The sequence below is a fragment of the Bradyrhizobium sp. JYMT SZCCT0180 genome, assembly GCF_018130165.1.
GTDB lineage: Bacteria > Pseudomonadota > Alphaproteobacteria > Rhizobiales > Xanthobacteraceae > Bradyrhizobium.
In genome coordinates, this window is record NZ_JAFCLZ010000001.1 from 47,536 (window position 1) to 65,047 (window position 17,512).

Sequence of the window (17,512 nt, forward strand, 5' to 3'; positions counted from 1 at the left end):
CTCTCCCGCTTGCGGGGGAGGTCGACGCGCGAAGCGCGGCGGGTGGGGGTCCATCCACTTGGGGAGCGCGTCGAGTGGATAGACCCCCACCCCAGCCCTCCCCCGCAAGCGGGAGAGGGAGCGCAGTCCCTTCGCCGCTACTACTCGACCTAATCTCGCCGCGCGTAAGGAAATAGACCGCATGACTTTGCCGATGAACTGGAACGAATGGGCGCAGCACGACGGCGTGGCGCTGGCGGAGCGCGTCAGGAAGGGCGAACTGACGGCGCAGGAATTGGCAAGCCAGGCAGCCGCAGCCATCGCAAAAGTCGACCCGGCGCTGTCTGCCGTGGTCGAGGTATTTGAAGACGCGATCGACGATCCCGCCAGGGCCGGCGCCAATCTTGCGGGGCCATTCGCCGGCCTGCCGTTCCTGATGAAGGATCTCGGCCCGACCATGCAGGGGCGTCTGCAGGAAATGGGCTCGCTGCTGATGCGCGGCAACCGCGCCACGTCAGACACGTTCCTGACGTCGAAGATGCGCCAGGCCGGGCTCAATTTGATCGGACGGACCACCACGCCGGAGTTTGGCGTTTGCAGTTCGGCGGATAATCCCGCCGTCTACGTCACGCGCAACCCCTGGAATACCGACTACACCACCTGCGGATCGTCGGCCGGCAGCGCCGCGATGGTCGCGGCGGGCGCGGTGCCGATCGCGCATGCCACCGATGGCGGCGGTTCGATCCGCATCCCGGCCGGCGTCAACGGCAACATCGGTCTGAAGGTTTCACGCGGCGTGTTCTCGCTGGCGCCGCACCTTTCGGACTTGTCGGGGCTGGTGTCGATCCAGGGCTGCCAGTCGCGCACCGTGCGCGATACCGCCGCCTTCGTCGACGCCTGCCGCGGTCCCGCGCCCGGCGAGTTGATGCCGTTCTGGACCGCGCCGGAGCCGTACCAGGACATGATCAAGCGCGATCCGGGTCGGCTCAAGATCGCGCTCTCGCACCAATGGGGTGACTACCAGGCGACACCGCAGATCGCGTCCGAGCTGAAAAAAGCCGGACAATTCCTCGAAGGCCTGGGCCATCACGTCGATTACGCGTTGCCCGCGGTCGACTATCGCGCCGCCTTCGAGGCCCAGACCACCTGCTACATCAGCAATTTTGCGGTGGTCATCAGCAACATGCTCGCCGCCCGCGGGCTCGAAAAGCCACCGGCGGATCTGATCGAACCGGTCAACATCCGGATCTGGGAAGCCGGCCGGCACACGACATATGCCGAGCGGGCGCGCATGCAGGCCGTTTTCAACACGACCTCGCGCGGCTTCGGCGCATTCTTCGAGGATTGGGACATCATCCTGACGCCGATCACTGCGCTGCCGACGCCGAAGGTCGGCACCACGGAATATCTGACCATCTCCGACAATCCGTCGGTGCTGGACTGGTTCGGCAATCTGTGGCGCAATTTTGCGTTCACGCCGCTGGCCAATCTGTGCGGGATTCCCGCGATCTCGCTGCCGATGGCACAGCATGAGCACGGCTTGCCGCTGGGCATTCAGGCCCAGGCCAGGCAGGCCAATGACGGGCTGCTGCTGCAGCTGGCGGCGCAGATCGAGCGCGCGCTCGGCGGCCAATGGAACTCGGGACGGAAGCCCGGCGTGCACGCGACGAACGGCTGAGCCGTCTTTGGCTCATCCATCAATATGGGCTAGAACGTCCGTATGTCCGAAGCATCAAAAGTCGACACGCCGCTGCCGTTTGACGAACTGGCCGACGCCATCAAGAGCCACCGCTCCGTCTATGGGCACATCAGCGGACTTCAGCTCGACCGTGCCGCCCCTGGCGAAGCCTGGTCGAGCCTGCCCTACCGCCCCGTTTTCGTCGGCGACACCGGGACCGGCGTGCTTCACGGCGGCGTCGTCACCGCGATGCTCGACGAGAGCTGCGGCATGGCGGTCCAGCTCGCGCTCGACGGCACCCGCGCGATCGCAACCCTCGACCTGCGCATCGACTATTTGAAGCCGGCAACGCCCGGCCTCGACATCAGGGCGCATGCGATCTGCTACCGCGTCACCCGCTCGATCGCCTTCGTGCGCGCGACCGCCTATCAGGAGACCGAGGACGATCCGGTCGCCACCGCGACGGCCTGCTTCATGGTCGGCGCCAACCGCACCAACATGCTCAAGGGCCGCTCGAGGGAGGATCTCGCTCTGCCGACGCTTGAAGCGCCGGAAGATCCGGCCGGCCCCTTCGCCCAAAGCCCGTTCGCGCGCGCGCTCGGCATCCGCGTCAGCGAGGACGGCACGCTGGTGATGCCGTTCTCACCAACGATCATCGGCAATCCGATCCTGCCCGCGATCCATGGCGGCATGACCGGCGCCTTTCTCGAAACCACCGCCATCGTCGGCGTGACGCGCGAACTCGGCGTGTCGCTGCCGAAACCGATCGGGCTGACGATCAACTATCTGCGCTCCGGCCGCGCGCTGGACACCTTCGCCAACGTCTCGATCGTCAAGCAGGGCCGCCGCGTCGTCGCCTTCGAGGCGCAGGCCTGGCAGGACGACCGGACCAAACCGATCGCCTCGGCGTTCGGTCATTTCATGCTGAGGCCAGCGCCGGGCGCGGACGAGGAATAGGCGTATCCTAACCGTTAAGCTTACGATCCAAGCAGTCATCGACAAGCGGCTACCGCCGGGCTTAAATCTGTCAGGTGCCGACCGCGGCCACACGGGCATTAACGGGATGTTGATGCTCTCGCTGTTGTCTCGCCATGGTTGATGGTGGAACATTGGCGCATAGAGCGCACTGATTTTTGAGGGAACGGTATTGCTGGATCCAAAATGGGATGAGCGATTTATGCTCCTGGCGCATCATCTTGCCTCCTGGAGTATCGAGAAAGGGCGGCGCGTCGGCGCCGTGATCGTCGGGCCGGATCATGAAATCCGCTCCACCGGCTTCAACGGACTGCCGCGCGGCGTTCGCGATGATCTCGAGGAGCGCCATTCCCGCATCACCGGCGCCAAATATATCTGGAGCTGCCACGCCGAACAGAATGCGATCTTCAATGCGGCTCGCATTGGCGTCGCACTCAAGGGCTGCACCATCTACGTTCCCTGGTTTCCCTGCGTGGAGTGCACCAAGGCCATCATCCAATGCGGCATCACGGCGCTCGTCGCCTACGCACCCGACCGGCCGAACTCGAACTGGGCCGAGGACTTTTCCATCTCCGGCCAGATGCTGAACGAAGCCAACATCGAGGTTCGGCTGATTCCCCGGCTCGCCGAACTACCCGACGCCACCGAAGAGTGAGGCGTAAGGCAAAGCCCACTAACCCGTAGCCCTTGAAGCCGCTGCGGCGAAGATCGCGTCGACATTGTCGGGTGCAAAAAATTCGGTCGGCGATATCGTGCCGGCGTTCAGGCGCGCAAATCCGTCCATGGCCGCCTGGTTGCCGTGAACTGCCCCGAGCAGCTGTTGCAGCTCGGGCGGCGGAGGTTCCAGCGTTGCGAGTTCGCAGGTGAAGTCGTACATCGCCCCGACTTGCGCGTCCCGGGTACGCTGATATTCACCCATGGCATCCTCGAATGGCCGCGCGCCCGAGAACGACTGGTCGAGCGCCCTCGCGCAGAGTTCAGCGTCGCGGAACGCATCGAGAATGCCTTGAGCGGTAATGAAATCCCTGTTGTAGCCGGCGTCGCCCACGAGGGCCCAACCGGGACCGTAGGGCTTGCGAAAATAGTTCGGCACCGCCGCGCCGGCAAATGGCGCCTCGCGCTTCGCGCTGCGCAAGCGCTGGGCAAAGGCCGGCGCGAGATCGATCGTCTTCAGGTAGCTTCCCTCGATGTCCTGCTTGTTCCTGGCAAACTCCGCGTAAGGCCATCCGGCGATCACAAGCGTCAGATCGTCGTGGGTCGGCACCGCCGCGAACGCGCGCAGATCGCGGCTATAGATCTCAAGCCGGCCGTCCATCGGCAACCCGCTCCAATAGCTGTAGTAACCCGCCAGCAAGGGCGGCTTCTCGCGGTACTGCTCCGGCTGAACCGCCTCACTCACCATCGAATGCCGGCCGTCGGCCCCGACGATGATGACGGCGTGCTCCGTGATGGACCCGCCCTGCTTTGATCGCCCCTTGATGCCGACCGCACGCCCGCCTTCGATCATGATCTCCTCGACCGTGAAGCCCTGACGGATCTCCGCGCCGGATTCGGCCGCGGCATCGACCAGCAGCTGGTCGAGGATCGTCCGCCGCGGACAATAGGCGAGAGGATGCTGGTCGGTGCCCGGTGCGCCGGCAATCGTGAACGGGCCGAAGTCGAAGGCGTAGGTGTGGATCGGAGGACATCCGGTCGCCATGAGGCGGTCGAGCAGCCCCCATCGCGAGACGGCAGCCACCCCAAGAGGGTGCAGAATATGCGTTGAGACGGTGTCGCTCGGGAATGATGCACGGTCGACCGCGAGCACCCGGTAGCCTTTGCGGGCCAGCAGCATCGCGGTTGGGGAACCGGCGCAGCGCGCACCCACGACGATCACATCGAATGCCTTGCCCATCGAAATCTCCCTCAGTGCTTGCGCGCGGGCCGTTTGCCGCATGGCTAACTGGCAGCGACGCTGACCTTTAAGGGGTTCAAGATTACAGAGCTTCAAATTCCAAACTTTGCCGGAAATCCGTGCTTCTTTGCTTGGCAGTGAAGGTTCCGTCCTCGGCCGGAGCAAGCAAATGGATGCCTTATCGGAAGCCCTTGCGTCGGTGCGCATGACCGGCGCGATCTTCTATCACGCGGAGTGCACCGCGCCCTGGGGCTTCAGCGTGCCGCATTTGCGGGACGTCGCCCACGTGCTTGCCCCCGGGACCGAGCGCCTGGTCAGCTATCACCTGGTCACCGATGGGAAAGCGGTGGTGAGCTTCCCGGGTGAAGAGCACATCGCCGTCACGGCGGGCGACATCCTGATCATCGCCCACGGTAATGCCCACACGGTTTCGAACGGCTCGCCGTCGACCTTCCTCGACAGCGGAGCTTCGCTCGACAAGTTCCTGGTGGGTAGTCTGACCACGATGCGCTTGGGCGGCGGCGGCGAGATGACCCGATTTGTCTGCGGCTATTTCGGCTGCGAGCGGCATGCGGATCGGCTTTTCCTTGCCGGCCTGCCGCTGATGATCAAGGTCAATCTTCGCGGCGACCCGGCCGGCGAATGGCTGGAGAGTTCGGTTCGTCACCTGGTGTCCCAGGCCGGATCGGCGCGGCCGGGACAATCGGTGCTCCTCTCCAAGATGGCAGAGGCGCTCTTCATCGAAACCATTCGCCGCTATATGGAGGCATTGCCGCCGGAGCAGACCGGCTGGCTTGCGGGCGCGCGGGATGCGGTCGTCGGCGGCGCGCTGGCGCTTTTGCACCGCAAGCCCCGGCATCATTGGACGCTGGACGAACTTGCCACCGAGGTCGCGACCTCGCGCTCGGTTCTCACCGAGAGGTTCTCCCGCTTTCTCGGCGAGCCGCCACTGACTTACCTCGCGCGCTGGCGATTGCAGCTGGCCGCAAGGATGCTGCAGACGACGCGCGACGCCGTGCTCCAGGTGGCGTCGGAGGTCGGGTATGATTCAGAGGCGGCCTTCAATCGCGCATTCAAGCGCGAATTCGGCGTTCCACCGGGGCAATTTCGACGGTCGGTCTCCCGATCGCATCAACGGCGTTCCGGTGACGCCAACCCAACTCGGCCCCCATCCGACGCGGCTATATGAACTTCATCACTAAGGCAAACCCGCAAAAATCGCGCAAACTAGACCAGCCCGTCACCAATCCTTGAAGGTCGGCTCGGTGCACCCGCCGCAAACCCAGGGAAAGGTCCAATCGGCAATCCGTCTGGCGCTGTCGGGAAGATATCTGCTCCAGACCGAAGCCTTGATCGGGCTGATTGACCGCCAGACCACGTCATAACTTCCGGAAGCTTCGAGCTTGCCGATCATGGCGGGCTTGGAGAGCAGATGATTGGTGTTCATCACAACCTCAAAACCGCTCGGCGCCCTGACGCGCTGGCCGTACATCGCTTGCCGGACCGCATTGACGTCGGCGGTGCCGGCCTGGCTGACGGCCTGCGCCCACATCCGAAAGCCGATCAAGGTCGCCTCCATCGCATCGTTTGTGGCCTTGTCCCGCTGCTCGTTGAAGTCCGCCCACATCTTGATGAACGCGTCGTTCTCTGCCGACTTGACGGACTGGAAGTAGTTTCGCGCGGCCATGTGCCCGGCGAACTTGCCGAGGTCCACGCTGCGCAGCTCACGTTCGCTGACGGAGAGCGCCATGAACGGCATCTTGCTGACGTCGACCTGTTGCTTGACCAACTCGGCGTACAAATGAACGTTCGAGTCCCCGGTGACGGTCGAGATCACCGCGGTCTTTCTTCCTGATGCGGCAAACGCCTTCACGCGTTCGACGATCTCCCGCCAGTCGGACTGGGTCGGCGCGCCATAGATCGTCGTCATGTCCTCCAAGGACACGCCCTCGGCCGCAAGATAGGCGCTCAAAATCTGGTTGGTCTTGCGCGGATAAAGATAATCGGTCCCGAGCAGAACCCATCGGCGAACGTCGCCGCCTTCCTTGCTCATCAGGTACCGAACAGCGGGAATGGCCTGCTGGTTCGGTGCTGCGCCCAGATAAAAGATGTTGCGGGAGCTCTCTTCACCTTCGTATTGAACGGGATAGTAAAGCAGCCCGTTCATTTGCTCGAAGATGGGAAGAGCCGCCTTTCGCGCAAGGGAGGTCCAGCCGCCAAATACCACCGCGACCTTGTCCCTGGTCAGCAACTCGCCGGCTTTTTCCGCAAAGGCATCCCAGTCCGACTCGGGGTCGGCGATGACAGGCTCCAGTTTCTTTCCGAGCAGTCCTCCCTTCTTGTTTTGGTCCGCAACAAGCATCAGCACGGTGTCCTTCAGAACGGACTCGCTGATTGCCATGGTGCCGGAAAGAGAGTGCAGAATGCCGACCTTGATCGTGTCTTCAGCGGCGTTAACGGTAGAAGCTGTGAAATTCAGACAAAGCATGAGCAGCGTCGACACGATGCCGCGAGAGATCGGCGTTCCGTTCATGTCGATGCTCCCGTAAGTTCAAAAATCCGGGTTTCCTTAGTCATGCCCTTGGCAACCACGGCATCGAGCGCCCTGAATGTGAAGAGATCACCAACCCGCCGGTACACATCCTCACTGACCAGGACCGTTGTCCCGGTCTGCTTGTTTAGACCCTCGAGACGCGCCGCCAGATTAACGTTGTTGCCGAGCGCGGTGTAATTCATGCGCTCGGTCGATCCGACATTGCCGACCACGGCCTCGCCGACATGAATGCCGAACCTTGTAATGAACGGCTGCAATCCGCCGGCCTCGAATTCTGCGTTAAGGCGCTCACCGGCAGCCTTGGCTGCCAGCACCGCACGGCAAGCGCGCGCCACATGGTCGGGTTGCGGATTGGGAGCATTCCAGAACACCATCACGGCGTCGCCGATGAACTTGTCGACCGTGCCCCCTTCGGCGAGAAACGCCTCTGTCATCACGGAGAAGTACCGCGACGTCTGCCGCATCAGGACGTCAGGATCGGCCGACTCCGCAATGGTGGTAAAACCCTGGACGTCGGTAAACACCAGCGTGATGTCCTGCTTTACGCCGCCGAGTTCGGTCGAGATGGAATTGTCGATCAACCCGCGAACGATCTCCTTGGGCACGAAGTGCGCGAACGACCATATCGCCCGCTGCGCGAGATTCATGTTGCGGCCCAGCGCGTGGATTTCCTTGATGTAGGACGTCACCGGCACGAGTTCGGGTTCAGCCAGGGTCTGCAACTCGCGAGCCTGCGCGGTAATGCGCTGGATGGCACGGGACATCTGGCTGCCGAACAACCAGACGACCGGAATGAAGCCCGCGCCGACCACGATCGCGAGAACCAGCCCATTGAACTGAAGCTCGCGGACGTTCTGGACGAAGTCATCCTGGGCCGCCAGCAACAATATGTTGCCGCTGTAACGCTCGCCGAGTGCGAACTTCGTCACCCTGAAGAGGAAGCCTTTCTCGGTTTCGTCCTCGATGGTTCCTTCATAATTGTCCTTGTTGTACGCGCCGCGAATCACCGAGGCAACAATTCCCGTATTGAGCTCGTCGATGCTGGGCAATGACGATCGGGCCGGGTGCGTCATTGCGTTCGTCACCAGATCCGAAAATTCCGGGTGGGCGATCAGCGATCCCGCCTGATCGAAGATCATCACCGTGCCATGCTGTCCCGGACGCTGGGCCTGAACAAATGCGCTGAACGTATCGAGCTTGAGATCGGCGGCGATCACGCCCGGCACCTTGCCGCGCAGCGGCGCGCTGACGGTGATGACCGGCGCGCCGATGCTGAATGAGAGATAGGGTTCGGAAACATACGGCCGGTCCGCCTGCATCGTCGCCCAGTACCAGGAACGCTTGCGGGCGTCGTAGCCATACTTCCAGAGATCGATTTCATCGACCTCGTTGCCTTGCTTGTCCTGGAAGATTCGCCGCAGCGGCAGCTCGCCGCCCGCGGTGGGGCGAATGAGACTGATCGCAATGTCTGCGTTGGAGGGCGCACGCAGGCGCTCGCGCTGCTCTTCGCTGAGGTCGCTGATGCGACGCACCTGCAGCCAGGCGCCGTTCTCGAAGCCGGCATAGATGCTGTCCATCTGCGGCAATTCCTGCAGCGCGGCCTTGAACAGCGGAATGGCGCGGCCGGTCTCGCTGCGTTCGTCGGAATCGGCCACGCTTGAACTGGTAGCCAGCACATTGACCAGCGATGAAATCGCGGAGAGCTCGCCGCGAAGCCGTCCAAGCACCTTGGTGCTGGTTGCGTCCATGTAGGCGGATGCGGCTTCGTGGGTGGCAAAGCGCAGAGACCGGAGTTGAATGGCGATCAACAGCACGGTCAGCGCGACCACAAATGCCATGACAGCAAACGTGATGGAGGTCCGGAATGTGAACATCAGCGTTCCGACTCCCAGGCCACCGCGGATCGCGCCGAGCAAACGTTGCGGCGCAAAAGGCATTCGTACATGGCCGACGCAACCGGCCTGTCGCCACCTTGCGGGTGGCATCATCATCCCTGGCAACGCTGCTGTCTATCGCATAGGTCTATTGCGCGGCGGTCTACCCCAAATAGGTTACGGTATGCGGGTCCCGTACGGTCGCTTCGGCCGGAGGTTCAAACGCGCCGGCGTTGATGCCCGCCGCCTCCGGAGAGCAAGGCATTTAAGGCAAATACCACTGTGCGAAATTATCGTGATTTCCGCGCGGCTCGCTACGTCGCCCCTTCGTCCGGAATATTCAGCACCACACCACACGCCTTGCAGTGCACGGCATCGCTGTCATGGCGCTGCAGGCCGCAGGACGGGCACGGAAAACGCACCTTGCTCGGAGACAGCAGCGCGCGGGCGAGATTGAAGAACAGCGTCACGCCGAAGATCATGATCACGACCGTAATCATGCGGCCGAGCGTTCCGCGCAGGGTGATGTCGCCGAAGCCGGTCGTGGTCAGCGCCGTGACGGTGAAATACAGCGCGTCGGCGTAATTCGTGATCTGGTCGTTGCGAAATTTCTGGGTCTCGTAGACGATCGCGGTCATCACGAAAATGAAGACCGCAAGGTTGGTGACGGCAAAGATCACTTCCTCGTTGCGCCGGAAGAACGAGCTGTCGCCGCGCAGCCGGGTCAGCATCTGAACCTCGCGCAGCAGCCGCAGGGTGCGCAGGATGCGTAAGAATCCGCCGGCTTCTCCCGCCAGCGGGGCAAGGAACGAGGCGATCGCGATCAGGTCGGTCCAGGTCGAAATGCGGGTAAATGCCCGCAACGGACGACGGTTAATGAACAGGCGCGCGGCGAAATCGGCCAGGATCACCACGCCGAACAATATGTCGAACGTTTCAACGACCTCGTTGGAGGGCAGAAACGACGTCGCGACGATGAACAGCACGGTCACGATATCGAACGCCAGCAGCGCGTAGCGAAAGCGGACGCCGGTTGGCGTGTCGCCTTCGTAAAGCTCGCGAATGCTTCTTTTGAGGGAGCCGAGGGTCATGACCGCATGTTCACAGGTTTGCCTGCATCATTGCAAGCTATGAACGGCGCCACGCCGCTAACATCAGGCCGCCGCCCGCGCGCGCATTTCGTCGCTGGGCTTGACGTCCCGCGAGCGGCTGTAGATCGCAACGGCCAGGATCAGCACCACGGTGAGCACGCCGAACAGGGCGCGGTAGGCGGTCTCGGAGCGGGCGCCATCGGCGAGAGGCTCGAACCCGCCGACGATGAGGCCCGACAAGGTCTGCATGCAGGCGACGCCCAGCATCACGGCGGTGTTGATGGTCGCAATGCCGCGCCCGATCAGCCGGTCCGGGAAGATGCCGCGGCCATGCGTCATCACCATGGTGCTGGAGGCGCTGAAGAAACCGATGGCGACGATGGCGCCGACGGGCACCCAGACGGGCGGGCGGGAAGCGAGCGCCAGCGTCGCAAGCATGGATATGGTCACCATGGTGCCGCCGATGGCGATCCATTTGCGCGTGTCGAGCACGCGGTCGAGGGGGCCGAAGGCGACGATGCCAAGCTGGTAGGTGATCACGGCTGCCAGCAGCACGTTGCCGGCCTCGATCGGGCTCATGCCATACACCTCGCGCAGGAACGAACCACCCCACAAGCCCTGAACGGTGAAGGTGCAGGCATAGTTGCAGAAATTCATCGCCAGGATCGGCCGGAGGCGCGGGTTGCCCAGCACCTCGATCAGGCCTTGCAGCATCTGGCGTGGCGGCTCCGGGGTACGGTCGAGAAACGGATGGCCGGGCGGCGCGTCGCGCACCACCAGCCACACGGCGATGGTGGCGAGCGCGATGAAGACGACGACGGCGCCGAACACGGCGCGCCAGCCGACGGCCCCCGAGGCCCATGCCAGCGGCGTGGTGGCGAAGAGATTGCCGAGCAGTCCGATCGACAGCACCATGGCGGTGAGCGTGGAAAAACGATCCGGTGGAAACCAGCGCGAGATCACCACCATGCTGCCGATCAGCATGACGCCGAAGCCGGCGCCCATCAGGACGCGGCCGGTGAGCAGAACCGGCCAGCTCGGCGCCAGCGTAAAGATCGCGGCGCCTGTCGTGGCGAGGATCAGCATGCTGGCTACGGTGCGCCGCGGGCCGAAATGGTCGAACAGAAGGCCGCAGGGGATCTGCATCGCGGCGAAGCCGAAGAAGAATGCGCCGGTCAGCGCGCCCAACGCTTCCGGTCCGATGGCGAGGTCGCGCATCAGGTCGAGGCCGATGGTGACATTGGCGGCGCGGAAGAAATGACTGGCGACATAGGCCATGGCCAAGGTCGCGACGATGATCAGGCCCCGGCGGTGGGCAAAAGGGCGCCGCAACGCGGAGCTCATCGACTGGGGGGTATCCCTCTTGTTGTTTGTTGCCTGGCAGGCGCTTCCAATCACCGAGCCTATGCGGCCTTGGCAGGCAGTTCAAGGTCAGGCCGATGGTTGGCCGTCATCCACGGCTCCGCGCCGGGCTTGCGGTGAAATGAGGCCACCCATAAGAACGTGGATCGACATCGCTGGAGGGAGGCAATCTGGTGCTTAGGCTCTCACATCGTCGCAATGTCATGAAGGCCACCCTTGCATCAGCCATCGCCTTCGCAGGCCCGCTGGTGGCAAGCGCGGTCGTGCATGCCGCCGAGTTTCCAGCGCGCAGCATCACGCTCATTGTCCCCTACCCGGCCGGCGGCGGCGTCGACGCCATGGCACGCGTGGTGGCGCAAAAACTGTCGGACGCGTTCCGCCAGACCGTGACGGTCGACAACCGCGGCGGTGGCGGAGGAACCATCGGTACCCGCGCCGTGGCGCGCGCCGCGCCTGATGGCTACACGCTGCTGCTGGGCCACACCGGCACCCTCTCCATCAACCCCAGCCTCTACACCAAGCTCGGCATGGACCCGCGCAAGGATTTTGCGCCGATCGGTCTCGTCGCGTCGATGCCGGTTGCCCTGCTCGCGCACCCGTCGTTCTCAGCCAAGACGGTTGCTGAAACGATCGCGCTCGCAAAAAAGGAGCCGGGCAAACTCAATATCGGCACATCGCCGGTCGGCACCGGCGGCTACATGTGCGCGGAACTGTTCAAGGCCGAATCCGGTATCGATGCCGCGATCATTCCCTACAAGGGCACTGCGCCCGTCATGAACGACCTGCTCGGCGGCCATGTGCCTGTCGCGTTCGGCGTGCTGCCGCCGGCGCTCGGCAATATCGCAGCCGGCCAGTTGCGCGCCATCGCCGTCACCAGCAAGGCGCGCTTCTCGCTACTACCTGACGTGCCGACATTCGACGAGTCGGGGATGCCTGGCTTCGAAGCCGTGCTGCATTACGGGCTGCTCGCGCCGTCAGGCACGCCGCCTGAGATCGTCGAACTCCTCAGCGCCGAGCTGCGCAAACTTGTCAGCGATCCGGAGGTGCAGAAACGCATCCGCCTCGAAGGCGGCGATCCCCTGGCCTCGACGCCGGCCGAATACGCCGACGACATCGACAAGGAAGAGAAGAAGTGGAGCAAGCTCGTTCACCAGCTCGGGCTGAAGGTGGAGTAGCGGCGGGCTCTGGAGCGGGATGAGCTTAGGGCAGCAACCGCGAAGGAAGTGCGCTCCCTCTCCCGCTCTTGCGGGGGAGGGTTGGGGTGGGGGCTCTCTCCGCGAGTCATCGTGTGGAGAGAGCCCCCACCCGGCGCTTCGCGCCGACCTCCCCCGCAAGCGGGAGAGGTGCAGCGAGCCCGACGCTAGACCGTCTCACCGACCACCCATCAAATATTGGGATTCCACATCACCGGAATCTCCCGATAACCGCTGCCGACTTTCTCGACATGCGCCAGCGACGGGAACGGGTAGTGAAAGCCCTGCACCCGCATCTTGTCGGCCGCCAGCATGTCGTAAACCTTGCGGCGGGTCGCTTCCGCCATCGCCGGGTCCTGATCGTAGAAGACGTGCCAGTCGGGATGCCGGACGAACAGGAACGGCACGTGGGTGACATCGGATTGCACGTAGACGGAATCCGAGCCTGAAGCGATCACGAACGAGCTATGGCCGGGCGAGTGCCCGGGCGTACCCTGCGCGGTGACGCCGGGAATCACTTCCTTGCCTCCCTCATAGGTTCTCACACGCTTCAAAGCCTCCGGTGTGAAGACCCGCCGCGCATTCTTGAAGACGCCCTCGATACGGCCCTTGGGGGCGCGACTCATTTCGCCGTCGTCCATCCAGTACTGGTGCTCCCTGGCGGGCACCAGGATCTCGGCGTTCGGATAGGTCAGTGAATTGTCGTCCATCAGGAGGCCGTTCACGTGGTCGCCGTGATAGTGCGAGATGATCACGACGTCGACAGCGTTGCGGTCGATGCCCGCGGCCGCAAGGTTGGTCACGAACTGGCCGGCGGTGCCATTGCTCTTCTTGTAATTGCTCTCGCCGGTGCCGGTATCGATGATGGCCAGCTTCGATCCGGTGTTGATGGCGATCGGGTTGTACGGCGTGGTCATGTCCTTTTCCATGAAGACCTCGGCGAGCGCGGCGTTCACCACATCCTTCTTGATGTTGGTGACGTGATCCTCCGCCATCTTGAAGCGGTTGACGCCGTCGGTCGCCACCGTCACCTCGATGCTGCCGATCTTGTAGCGGTACCAGCCGGCGGTCTGCTTGCCCGCTGGCGGCGTGGCGGCGCGAACTGGCTGATTGAACGGCAGGCTCGTGGCTGCTGCCGCGCCTGCGGCAGCCGACAACAGATCGCGGCGCGTGAAAGCCGTCATTGGCGTCTCCCCTCAATTATTTATCCCGGGATTTGGCTCCCGAATTGGCGTGAATACTCCTGATTTTTGGGACCTTCCGCAAGCCGAAGCCGGAGCGAAATCTTCGAAGCCGGCCGGTGCGGGAGCTACCCGGCCCCGCATTTCCTCGCCCGCCCCCGCCTGTCACCTGGGGAACAGCGCACCGGCGCGGCAGCAGGCATTGTTCTCCTCACCGGACAGCGGACGCGATGGTCGCGCCGCCCGGAGCAAAGGGAGATACTGCGATGAATACCAGGATCAGGAATGCCGGTACCCTCGACACGCGCGCACTTGCCGACCACGAACTCGAAGCCGTCACCGGCGGCAAGGCCACCTACTACCAAATGGGCGGCCATTGGTACATTGTCGGCCACAACAAGTACGGCCAGTCCACCGGTGTGACCCGGGTTACCTGATGGACCCTGCCGGATCTGCAAAGCAAACCGGCAATGCAAAGGGCGGCCGCAAGGTCGCCCTTTCTTCGTTTCGGATCGCTGCGACGGATAGCGCGTCAGTCGTTGGCGCCGTGGATGGAGGCGACGACCGCGGCCGTGACCTCGTTGGTCCTCGCCTTGCCGCCGAGGTCCGGCGTGTGAAAGCGGGGATCGGCCGTGACACGCTCGACCGCCTGCATCAACCGCGTCGCAGCCGCTGGCTCGCCGAGATGCTCCAGCATCATCACCGATGACCAGAACGTCCCGACGGGATTGGCGATGCCTTTGCCGATGATGTCGAAGGCCGAGCCGTGTATAGGCTCGAACATCGAGGGATAGGTCCGCTCCGGATTGAGGTTCGCGGTCGGCGCGATGCCGAGCGAGCCGGCGAGCGCGGCCGCGAGATCCGACAGCACGTCGGCGTGCAAATTGGTGGCCACCACGGTATCGATCGTCTCCGGCTTCATGACCATGCGCATGGTCATCGCATCGACCAGCATCTTGTCCCAGGTCACGTCCTTGAACTCGGCCGCGATCTCGGTCGCGATCTCGTCCCACATCACCATGGCGTGGCGCTGGGCGTTGGATTTGGTCACGACGGTGAGCAGCTTGCGCGGCCGCGACTGTGCGAGCTTGAAGGCGAAGCGCATGATGCGCTCGACGCCGGACCGGGTCAGGATCGAGACGTCGGTTGCGACTTCGAGCGGCAAGCCCTTGTGGACGCGGCCGCCGACGCCGGCATATTCGCCTTCCGAGTTTTCGCGGACGATCACCCAGTCGAGCTCCTTGCCGTGCACGTTGCGCAGCGGGCTGGTGATGCCGGGCAGGATCCGCGTCGGGCGGACGTTGGCGTATTGATCGAACGGCTGGCAGATGGCGAGCCGCAGGCCCCACAGCGTGATGTGATCAGGCACATCGGGCGCGCCGGCCGAGCCGAACAGGATCGCGTCGTGATTCCTGATCTGGTCGCGGCCATCCTCCGGCATCATGATGCCGTGCTTCTTGTAGTACTCAGATCCCCAGTCGAAATGATCGACCTTGAACTTGAAGTTGCCGTCGCGCTGGGCCAGCGCGTGCAGCACCTCGACACCTGCGGCAATGACTTCGGTGCCGATCCCGTCGCCCGGGATGGCTGCTATGGCGTACGTCTTCATCGATTGGTCTCCGGATTGCGAATGTCGTTGTCAGCTTTGGGTGACCGCACGCTTGCGGCGGCGGGTTCAATTTCCTTTGGCACCTGCAGCCTTGATCACGGCACCCCAGCGCGGCACTTCGGCTGTCAGATGCGCCTTGAGCGCCGCCGGCGTCGCCAGCTCCGCCGCGACCGGCTCGGTGCCGAGATTGGCAAACCGCTCGATCACCTTGGGGTCTTTCAGCGCGGCCTGAAGGGCTGCCACGAGCTTGTCGGTGGCGTCTTTGGGCAATCCCTTCGGGGCCCACAAGGCGTGCCAGGCCGAGGCCTCGAAACCCTTGACGGCGCCACTATCGAGCGTCGGCAGGTCGGGCAATGACGAGACCTTGGCTTTGGTCGTGACCGCAAAGCCCTTGATCTTGCCTTCCTTGATCTGGTTGGTGGTGTTGGTGGTCTGGTCGCACATCACGTCGAACTGGCCGCTGAGCAGGTCGTTCATGGCCGGCCCGGTGCCGCGATAGGGAATCCCGTTCATCTGCACGCCGAGCTCCTTCATCAGCATCAGCATGCAAAGATGCGAGGCGGAACCGATGCCGGCATGTCCGTAGACGGCCTTTTCGCCGCTCGCGCGAATCCACGCCACGTACTCGGTCACATTGTTGGCAGCAAGTGTCGGCTTCGACACCAGGGTCATCGGCACGTCGGTGATGCGGCCGAGGTGGTCGAAATCGTCGACGACATCATATTTGAGGGAGTCGTAGAGCGCGGGCGCGGTGGCGTGCGCGATGTGCCAGATCGCGAGCGTGTAACCGTCGGCGGCCGACTTCGACACGCGCGCCATGCCGAGCGTACCACCGGCGCCGCCGATATTTTCGACCAGGATGGTCTGGCCGAGGCTTCGGCCCATCGATTCCGCGATGAGGCGGGCCACGGTGTCGGTCGGCCCTCCGGCCGCCGCCGGAACGATGATGGTGATCGGTTTTGTCGGAAAGGCTGTCTGCCCGAAAGCGGGGTGTGACGCCCATAGCGACGCGGCCGCGAGGGCGCCGGAAAGGATCGTGCGACGATTGAACCGCATTGGGTCGCTCCCTGAAGAATTCGTTGATCGGCTGATTTCAGCCCTTCCGGACAAGGTACGGCCAAGTGTCACGCGCCTTCAATCGGCATACGATTATACAAATATTTGATATAATCTGCCGGGGGAGGACGAAATATGGAACTGCACCAGCTTCGCTGCTTCGTGGCGGCGGCCGAGGAATTGCATTTCGGGCGTGCGGCGCAGCGGCTGGAAATGCTGCCCTCCGCGCTCGGGCGTTACATCCGCCTGCTCGAAGACGATCTCGGCACAAGGCTGATGACGCGAACGACGCGCAGCGTGACGCTGACCGATGACGGCGTCGTCCTGCTCAAGGAGGCCCGCGCCTTGCTGGCGCAGGCGGACAATCTGGCGGTCAAATTCCAGGCGCGGGGCCGCAAGCAGGGCGCGATCATCCGCGTCGGCGCGATCGACAGCGCAGCGGCGGGACTGCTGCCGATGCTGCTTTCCGATTTTCGCGAACAGAGGCCGGATGTCACGGTGAGATTGACGGAAGACAAGACGATCCGGCTATTGCCGGCGCTGCTCTCCGGCCGGCTCGACATCGCCCTGGTGCGCCCTCCCCAGAAACCCGACAAGCGGCTGGAATTTCTGTTTCTGCTGCACGAGACGGCCGTCGTCGCGGTGCCGGACCATCATCGCCTCGCGTCGAGAAAACGGGTGACCGTCGCCGATCTTGCCGAACAGCCGCTGATCGTACCCGAGCGTCGCTCGCGCCCGCATAGCCACGATCTGACCATGAAACTGTTTGCGCAGGCCGGGCTGCAGGCGCGAATCATCCAGATTGCCAATGAAAAGCAGACCATCGTGAATCTCGTCGCGGCCGAACTTGGCGTTGCCATCGTGCCGCGATGGACATCGCGAATGGCGGCGCGCGGCGTTCGGTTTGTTCGGCTCGCGGGGTCGGACATGAACCGCTTGCCGCTCGCAGCCGCCTGGACCCGCGGCACGCGCGATCTCATCCGGGACGAAATGCTCGGGATTCTCAAAGCTTCGCTTAAGCGCTACGCGCGGGAAGCCTGAAGCCGGTCGATCGTCTGGACGAGCG

Annotated in this window: 15 protein-coding genes; 7 read left to right on the forward strand and 8 right to left on the reverse strand. The window is 63.5% G+C overall.

Annotated features, from left to right (window positions below; all coding sequences use genetic code 11):
• The first annotated feature begins 181 nt into the window (after positions 1 to 181).
• From JQ641_RS00220 to JQ641_RS00230, 3 genes are all read left to right on the forward strand, one after another.
• Positions 182 to 1,657: an amidase gene (locus JQ641_RS00220; RefSeq protein WP_211993662.1), complete on the forward strand. Its 1,476-nt coding sequence runs from the start codon at positions 182 to 184 to the stop codon at positions 1,655 to 1,657.
• Positions 1,658 to 1,699: 42 nt separating this feature from the next.
• The gene (locus tag JQ641_RS00225) at positions 1,700 to 2,614 is read left to right on the forward strand and encodes a PaaI family thioesterase (RefSeq protein WP_211993665.1); all 915 of its coding nucleotides are present in this window, start codon (positions 1,700 to 1,702) and stop codon (positions 2,612 to 2,614) included.
• Positions 2,615 to 2,804: 190 nt separating this feature from the next.
• Positions 2,805 to 3,287 (forward strand): deoxycytidylate deaminase, encoded by a 483-nt coding sequence (locus JQ641_RS00230; RefSeq protein WP_283813793.1) that lies wholly within the window; start codon positions 2,805 to 2,807, stop codon positions 3,285 to 3,287.
• A gap of 18 nt (positions 3,288 to 3,305) precedes the next feature.
• Here the strand turns inward: JQ641_RS00230 and JQ641_RS00235 are convergent, their stop codons facing one another.
• Positions 3,306 to 4,526: an NAD(P)/FAD-dependent oxidoreductase gene (locus tag JQ641_RS00235; protein WP_211993669.1), complete on the reverse strand. Its 1,221-nt coding sequence runs from the start codon at positions 4,524 to 4,526 to the stop codon at positions 3,306 to 3,308.
• Positions 4,527 to 4,695: 169 nt separating this feature from the next.
• Here JQ641_RS00235 and JQ641_RS00240 point away from each other — a divergent pair, with 169 nt between their 5' ends.
• A complete protein-coding gene (locus JQ641_RS00240) occupies positions 4,696 to 5,715 on the forward strand; it encodes an AraC family transcriptional regulator (protein ID WP_211993671.1) in 1,020 nt (339 codons plus the stop codon).
• Between the two features lie 51 nt (positions 5,716 to 5,766).
• Here JQ641_RS00240 and JQ641_RS00245 read toward each other — a convergent pair whose 3' ends face one another.
• The 4 genes from JQ641_RS00245 to JQ641_RS00260 form a co-directional block, all read right to left on the reverse strand.
• Positions 5,767 to 7,059 carry an ABC transporter substrate-binding protein gene (locus JQ641_RS00245; protein ID WP_249150115.1) on the reverse strand — a complete coding sequence of 431 codons (1,293 nt, stop codon included), beginning with the start codon at positions 7,057 to 7,059 and terminating at the stop codon, positions 5,767 to 5,769.
• Positions 7,056 to 8,954, reverse strand: coding sequence for an adenylate/guanylate cyclase domain-containing protein (locus tag JQ641_RS00250; RefSeq protein WP_211993678.1), 1,899 nt, complete (start codon positions 8,952 to 8,954; stop codon positions 7,056 to 7,058). The genes JQ641_RS00245 and JQ641_RS00250 overlap by 4 nt, the downstream gene beginning before the upstream one ends.
• Positions 8,955 to 9,268: 314 nt before the next feature.
• Positions 9,269 to 10,045 (reverse strand): potassium channel family protein, encoded by a 777-nt coding sequence (locus tag JQ641_RS00255; RefSeq protein ID WP_211993679.1) that lies wholly within the window; start codon positions 10,043 to 10,045, stop codon positions 9,269 to 9,271.
• A 63-nt stretch (positions 10,046 to 10,108) separates the two neighbouring features.
• Positions 10,109 to 11,389, reverse strand: coding sequence for an MFS transporter (locus tag JQ641_RS00260; protein WP_211993683.1), 1,281 nt, complete (start codon positions 11,387 to 11,389; stop codon positions 10,109 to 10,111).
• 191 nt (positions 11,390 to 11,580) lie between these two features.
• On the opposite strand from JQ641_RS00260, the gene JQ641_RS00265 reads away from it, so the two are divergent.
• Positions 11,581 to 12,582 (forward strand): Bug family tripartite tricarboxylate transporter substrate binding protein, encoded by a 1,002-nt coding sequence (locus JQ641_RS00265; protein ID WP_211993685.1) that lies wholly within the window; start codon positions 11,581 to 11,583, stop codon positions 12,580 to 12,582.
• A 209-nt stretch (positions 12,583 to 12,791) separates the two neighbouring features.
• On the opposite strand, the gene JQ641_RS00270 is transcribed toward JQ641_RS00265, so the two are convergent.
• Positions 12,792 to 13,784, reverse strand: coding sequence for an MBL fold metallo-hydrolase (locus tag JQ641_RS00270; protein WP_211993687.1), 993 nt, complete (start codon positions 13,782 to 13,784; stop codon positions 12,792 to 12,794).
• Between the two features lie 263 nt (positions 13,785 to 14,047).
• Between JQ641_RS00270 and JQ641_RS00275 the strand changes: the two genes are divergently transcribed.
• A complete protein-coding gene (locus JQ641_RS00275) occupies positions 14,048 to 14,218 on the forward strand; it encodes a hypothetical protein (RefSeq protein ID WP_192738899.1) in 171 nt (56 codons plus the stop codon).
• Positions 14,219 to 14,313: 95 nt separating this feature from the next.
• On the opposite strand, the gene JQ641_RS00280 is transcribed toward JQ641_RS00275, so the two are convergent.
• Positions 14,314 to 15,390, reverse strand: a complete 1,077-nt coding sequence (locus tag JQ641_RS00280; RefSeq protein ID WP_211993689.1) for a tartrate dehydrogenase — start codon at positions 15,388 to 15,390, stop codon at positions 14,314 to 14,316.
• Positions 15,391 to 15,456: 66 nt separating this feature from the next.
• Positions 15,457 to 16,446, reverse strand: coding sequence for a tripartite tricarboxylate transporter substrate-binding protein (locus tag JQ641_RS00285; protein WP_211993690.1), 990 nt, complete (start codon positions 16,444 to 16,446; stop codon positions 15,457 to 15,459).
• 135 nt (positions 16,447 to 16,581) lie between these two features.
• On the opposite strand from JQ641_RS00285, the gene JQ641_RS00290 reads away from it, so the two are divergent.
• Complete coding sequence (locus JQ641_RS00290; protein WP_211993691.1) at positions 16,582 to 17,487, forward strand: LysR family transcriptional regulator; 906 nt, start codon at positions 16,582 to 16,584, stop codon at positions 17,485 to 17,487.
• Positions 17,488 to 17,512 lie beyond the last annotated feature (25 nt).

What these genes read in the sequence shown, in the direction of transcription:
- JQ641_RS00225 (WP_211993665.1), top strand. Translation starts at nt 1,700, where the DNA reads ATGTCCGAAGCATCAAAAGTCGACACGCCGCTGCCGTTTGACGAACTG.
- JQ641_RS00285 (WP_211993690.1), bottom strand. Translation starts at nt 16,446, where the DNA reads ATGCGGTTCAATCGTCGCACGATCCTTTCCGGCGCCCTCGCGGCCGCG.
- JQ641_RS00260 (WP_211993683.1), bottom strand. Translation starts at nt 11,389, where the DNA reads ATGAGCTCCGCGTTGCGGCGCCCTTTTGCCCACCGCCGGGGCCTGATC.
- JQ641_RS00250 (WP_211993678.1), bottom strand. Translation starts at nt 8,954, where the DNA reads ATGTTCACATTCCGGACCTCCATCACGTTTGCTGTCATGGCATTTGTG.
- JQ641_RS00235 (WP_211993669.1), bottom strand. Translation starts at nt 4,526, where the DNA reads ATGGGCAAGGCATTCGATGTGATCGTCGTGGGTGCGCGCTGCGCCGGT.
- JQ641_RS00290 (WP_211993691.1), top strand. Translation starts at nt 16,582, where the DNA reads ATGGAACTGCACCAGCTTCGCTGCTTCGTGGCGGCGGCCGAGGAATTG.
- JQ641_RS00240 (WP_211993671.1), top strand. Translation starts at nt 4,696, where the DNA reads ATGGATGCCTTATCGGAAGCCCTTGCGTCGGTGCGCATGACCGGCGCG.
- JQ641_RS00245 (WP_249150115.1), bottom strand. Translation starts at nt 7,059, where the DNA reads ATGAACGGAACGCCGATCTCTCGCGGCATCGTGTCGACGCTGCTCATG.
- JQ641_RS00270 (WP_211993687.1), bottom strand. Translation starts at nt 13,784, where the DNA reads ATGACGGCTTTCACGCGCCGCGATCTGTTGTCGGCTGCCGCAGGCGCG.
- JQ641_RS00280 (WP_211993689.1), bottom strand. Translation starts at nt 15,390, where the DNA reads ATGAAGACGTACGCCATAGCAGCCATCCCGGGCGACGGGATCGGCACC.
- JQ641_RS00275 (WP_192738899.1), top strand. Translation starts at nt 14,048, where the DNA reads ATGAATACCAGGATCAGGAATGCCGGTACCCTCGACACGCGCGCACTT.
- JQ641_RS00255 (WP_211993679.1), bottom strand. Translation starts at nt 10,045, where the DNA reads ATGACCCTCGGCTCCCTCAAAAGAAGCATTCGCGAGCTTTACGAAGGC.
- JQ641_RS00220 (WP_211993662.1), top strand. Translation starts at nt 182, where the DNA reads ATGACTTTGCCGATGAACTGGAACGAATGGGCGCAGCACGACGGCGTG.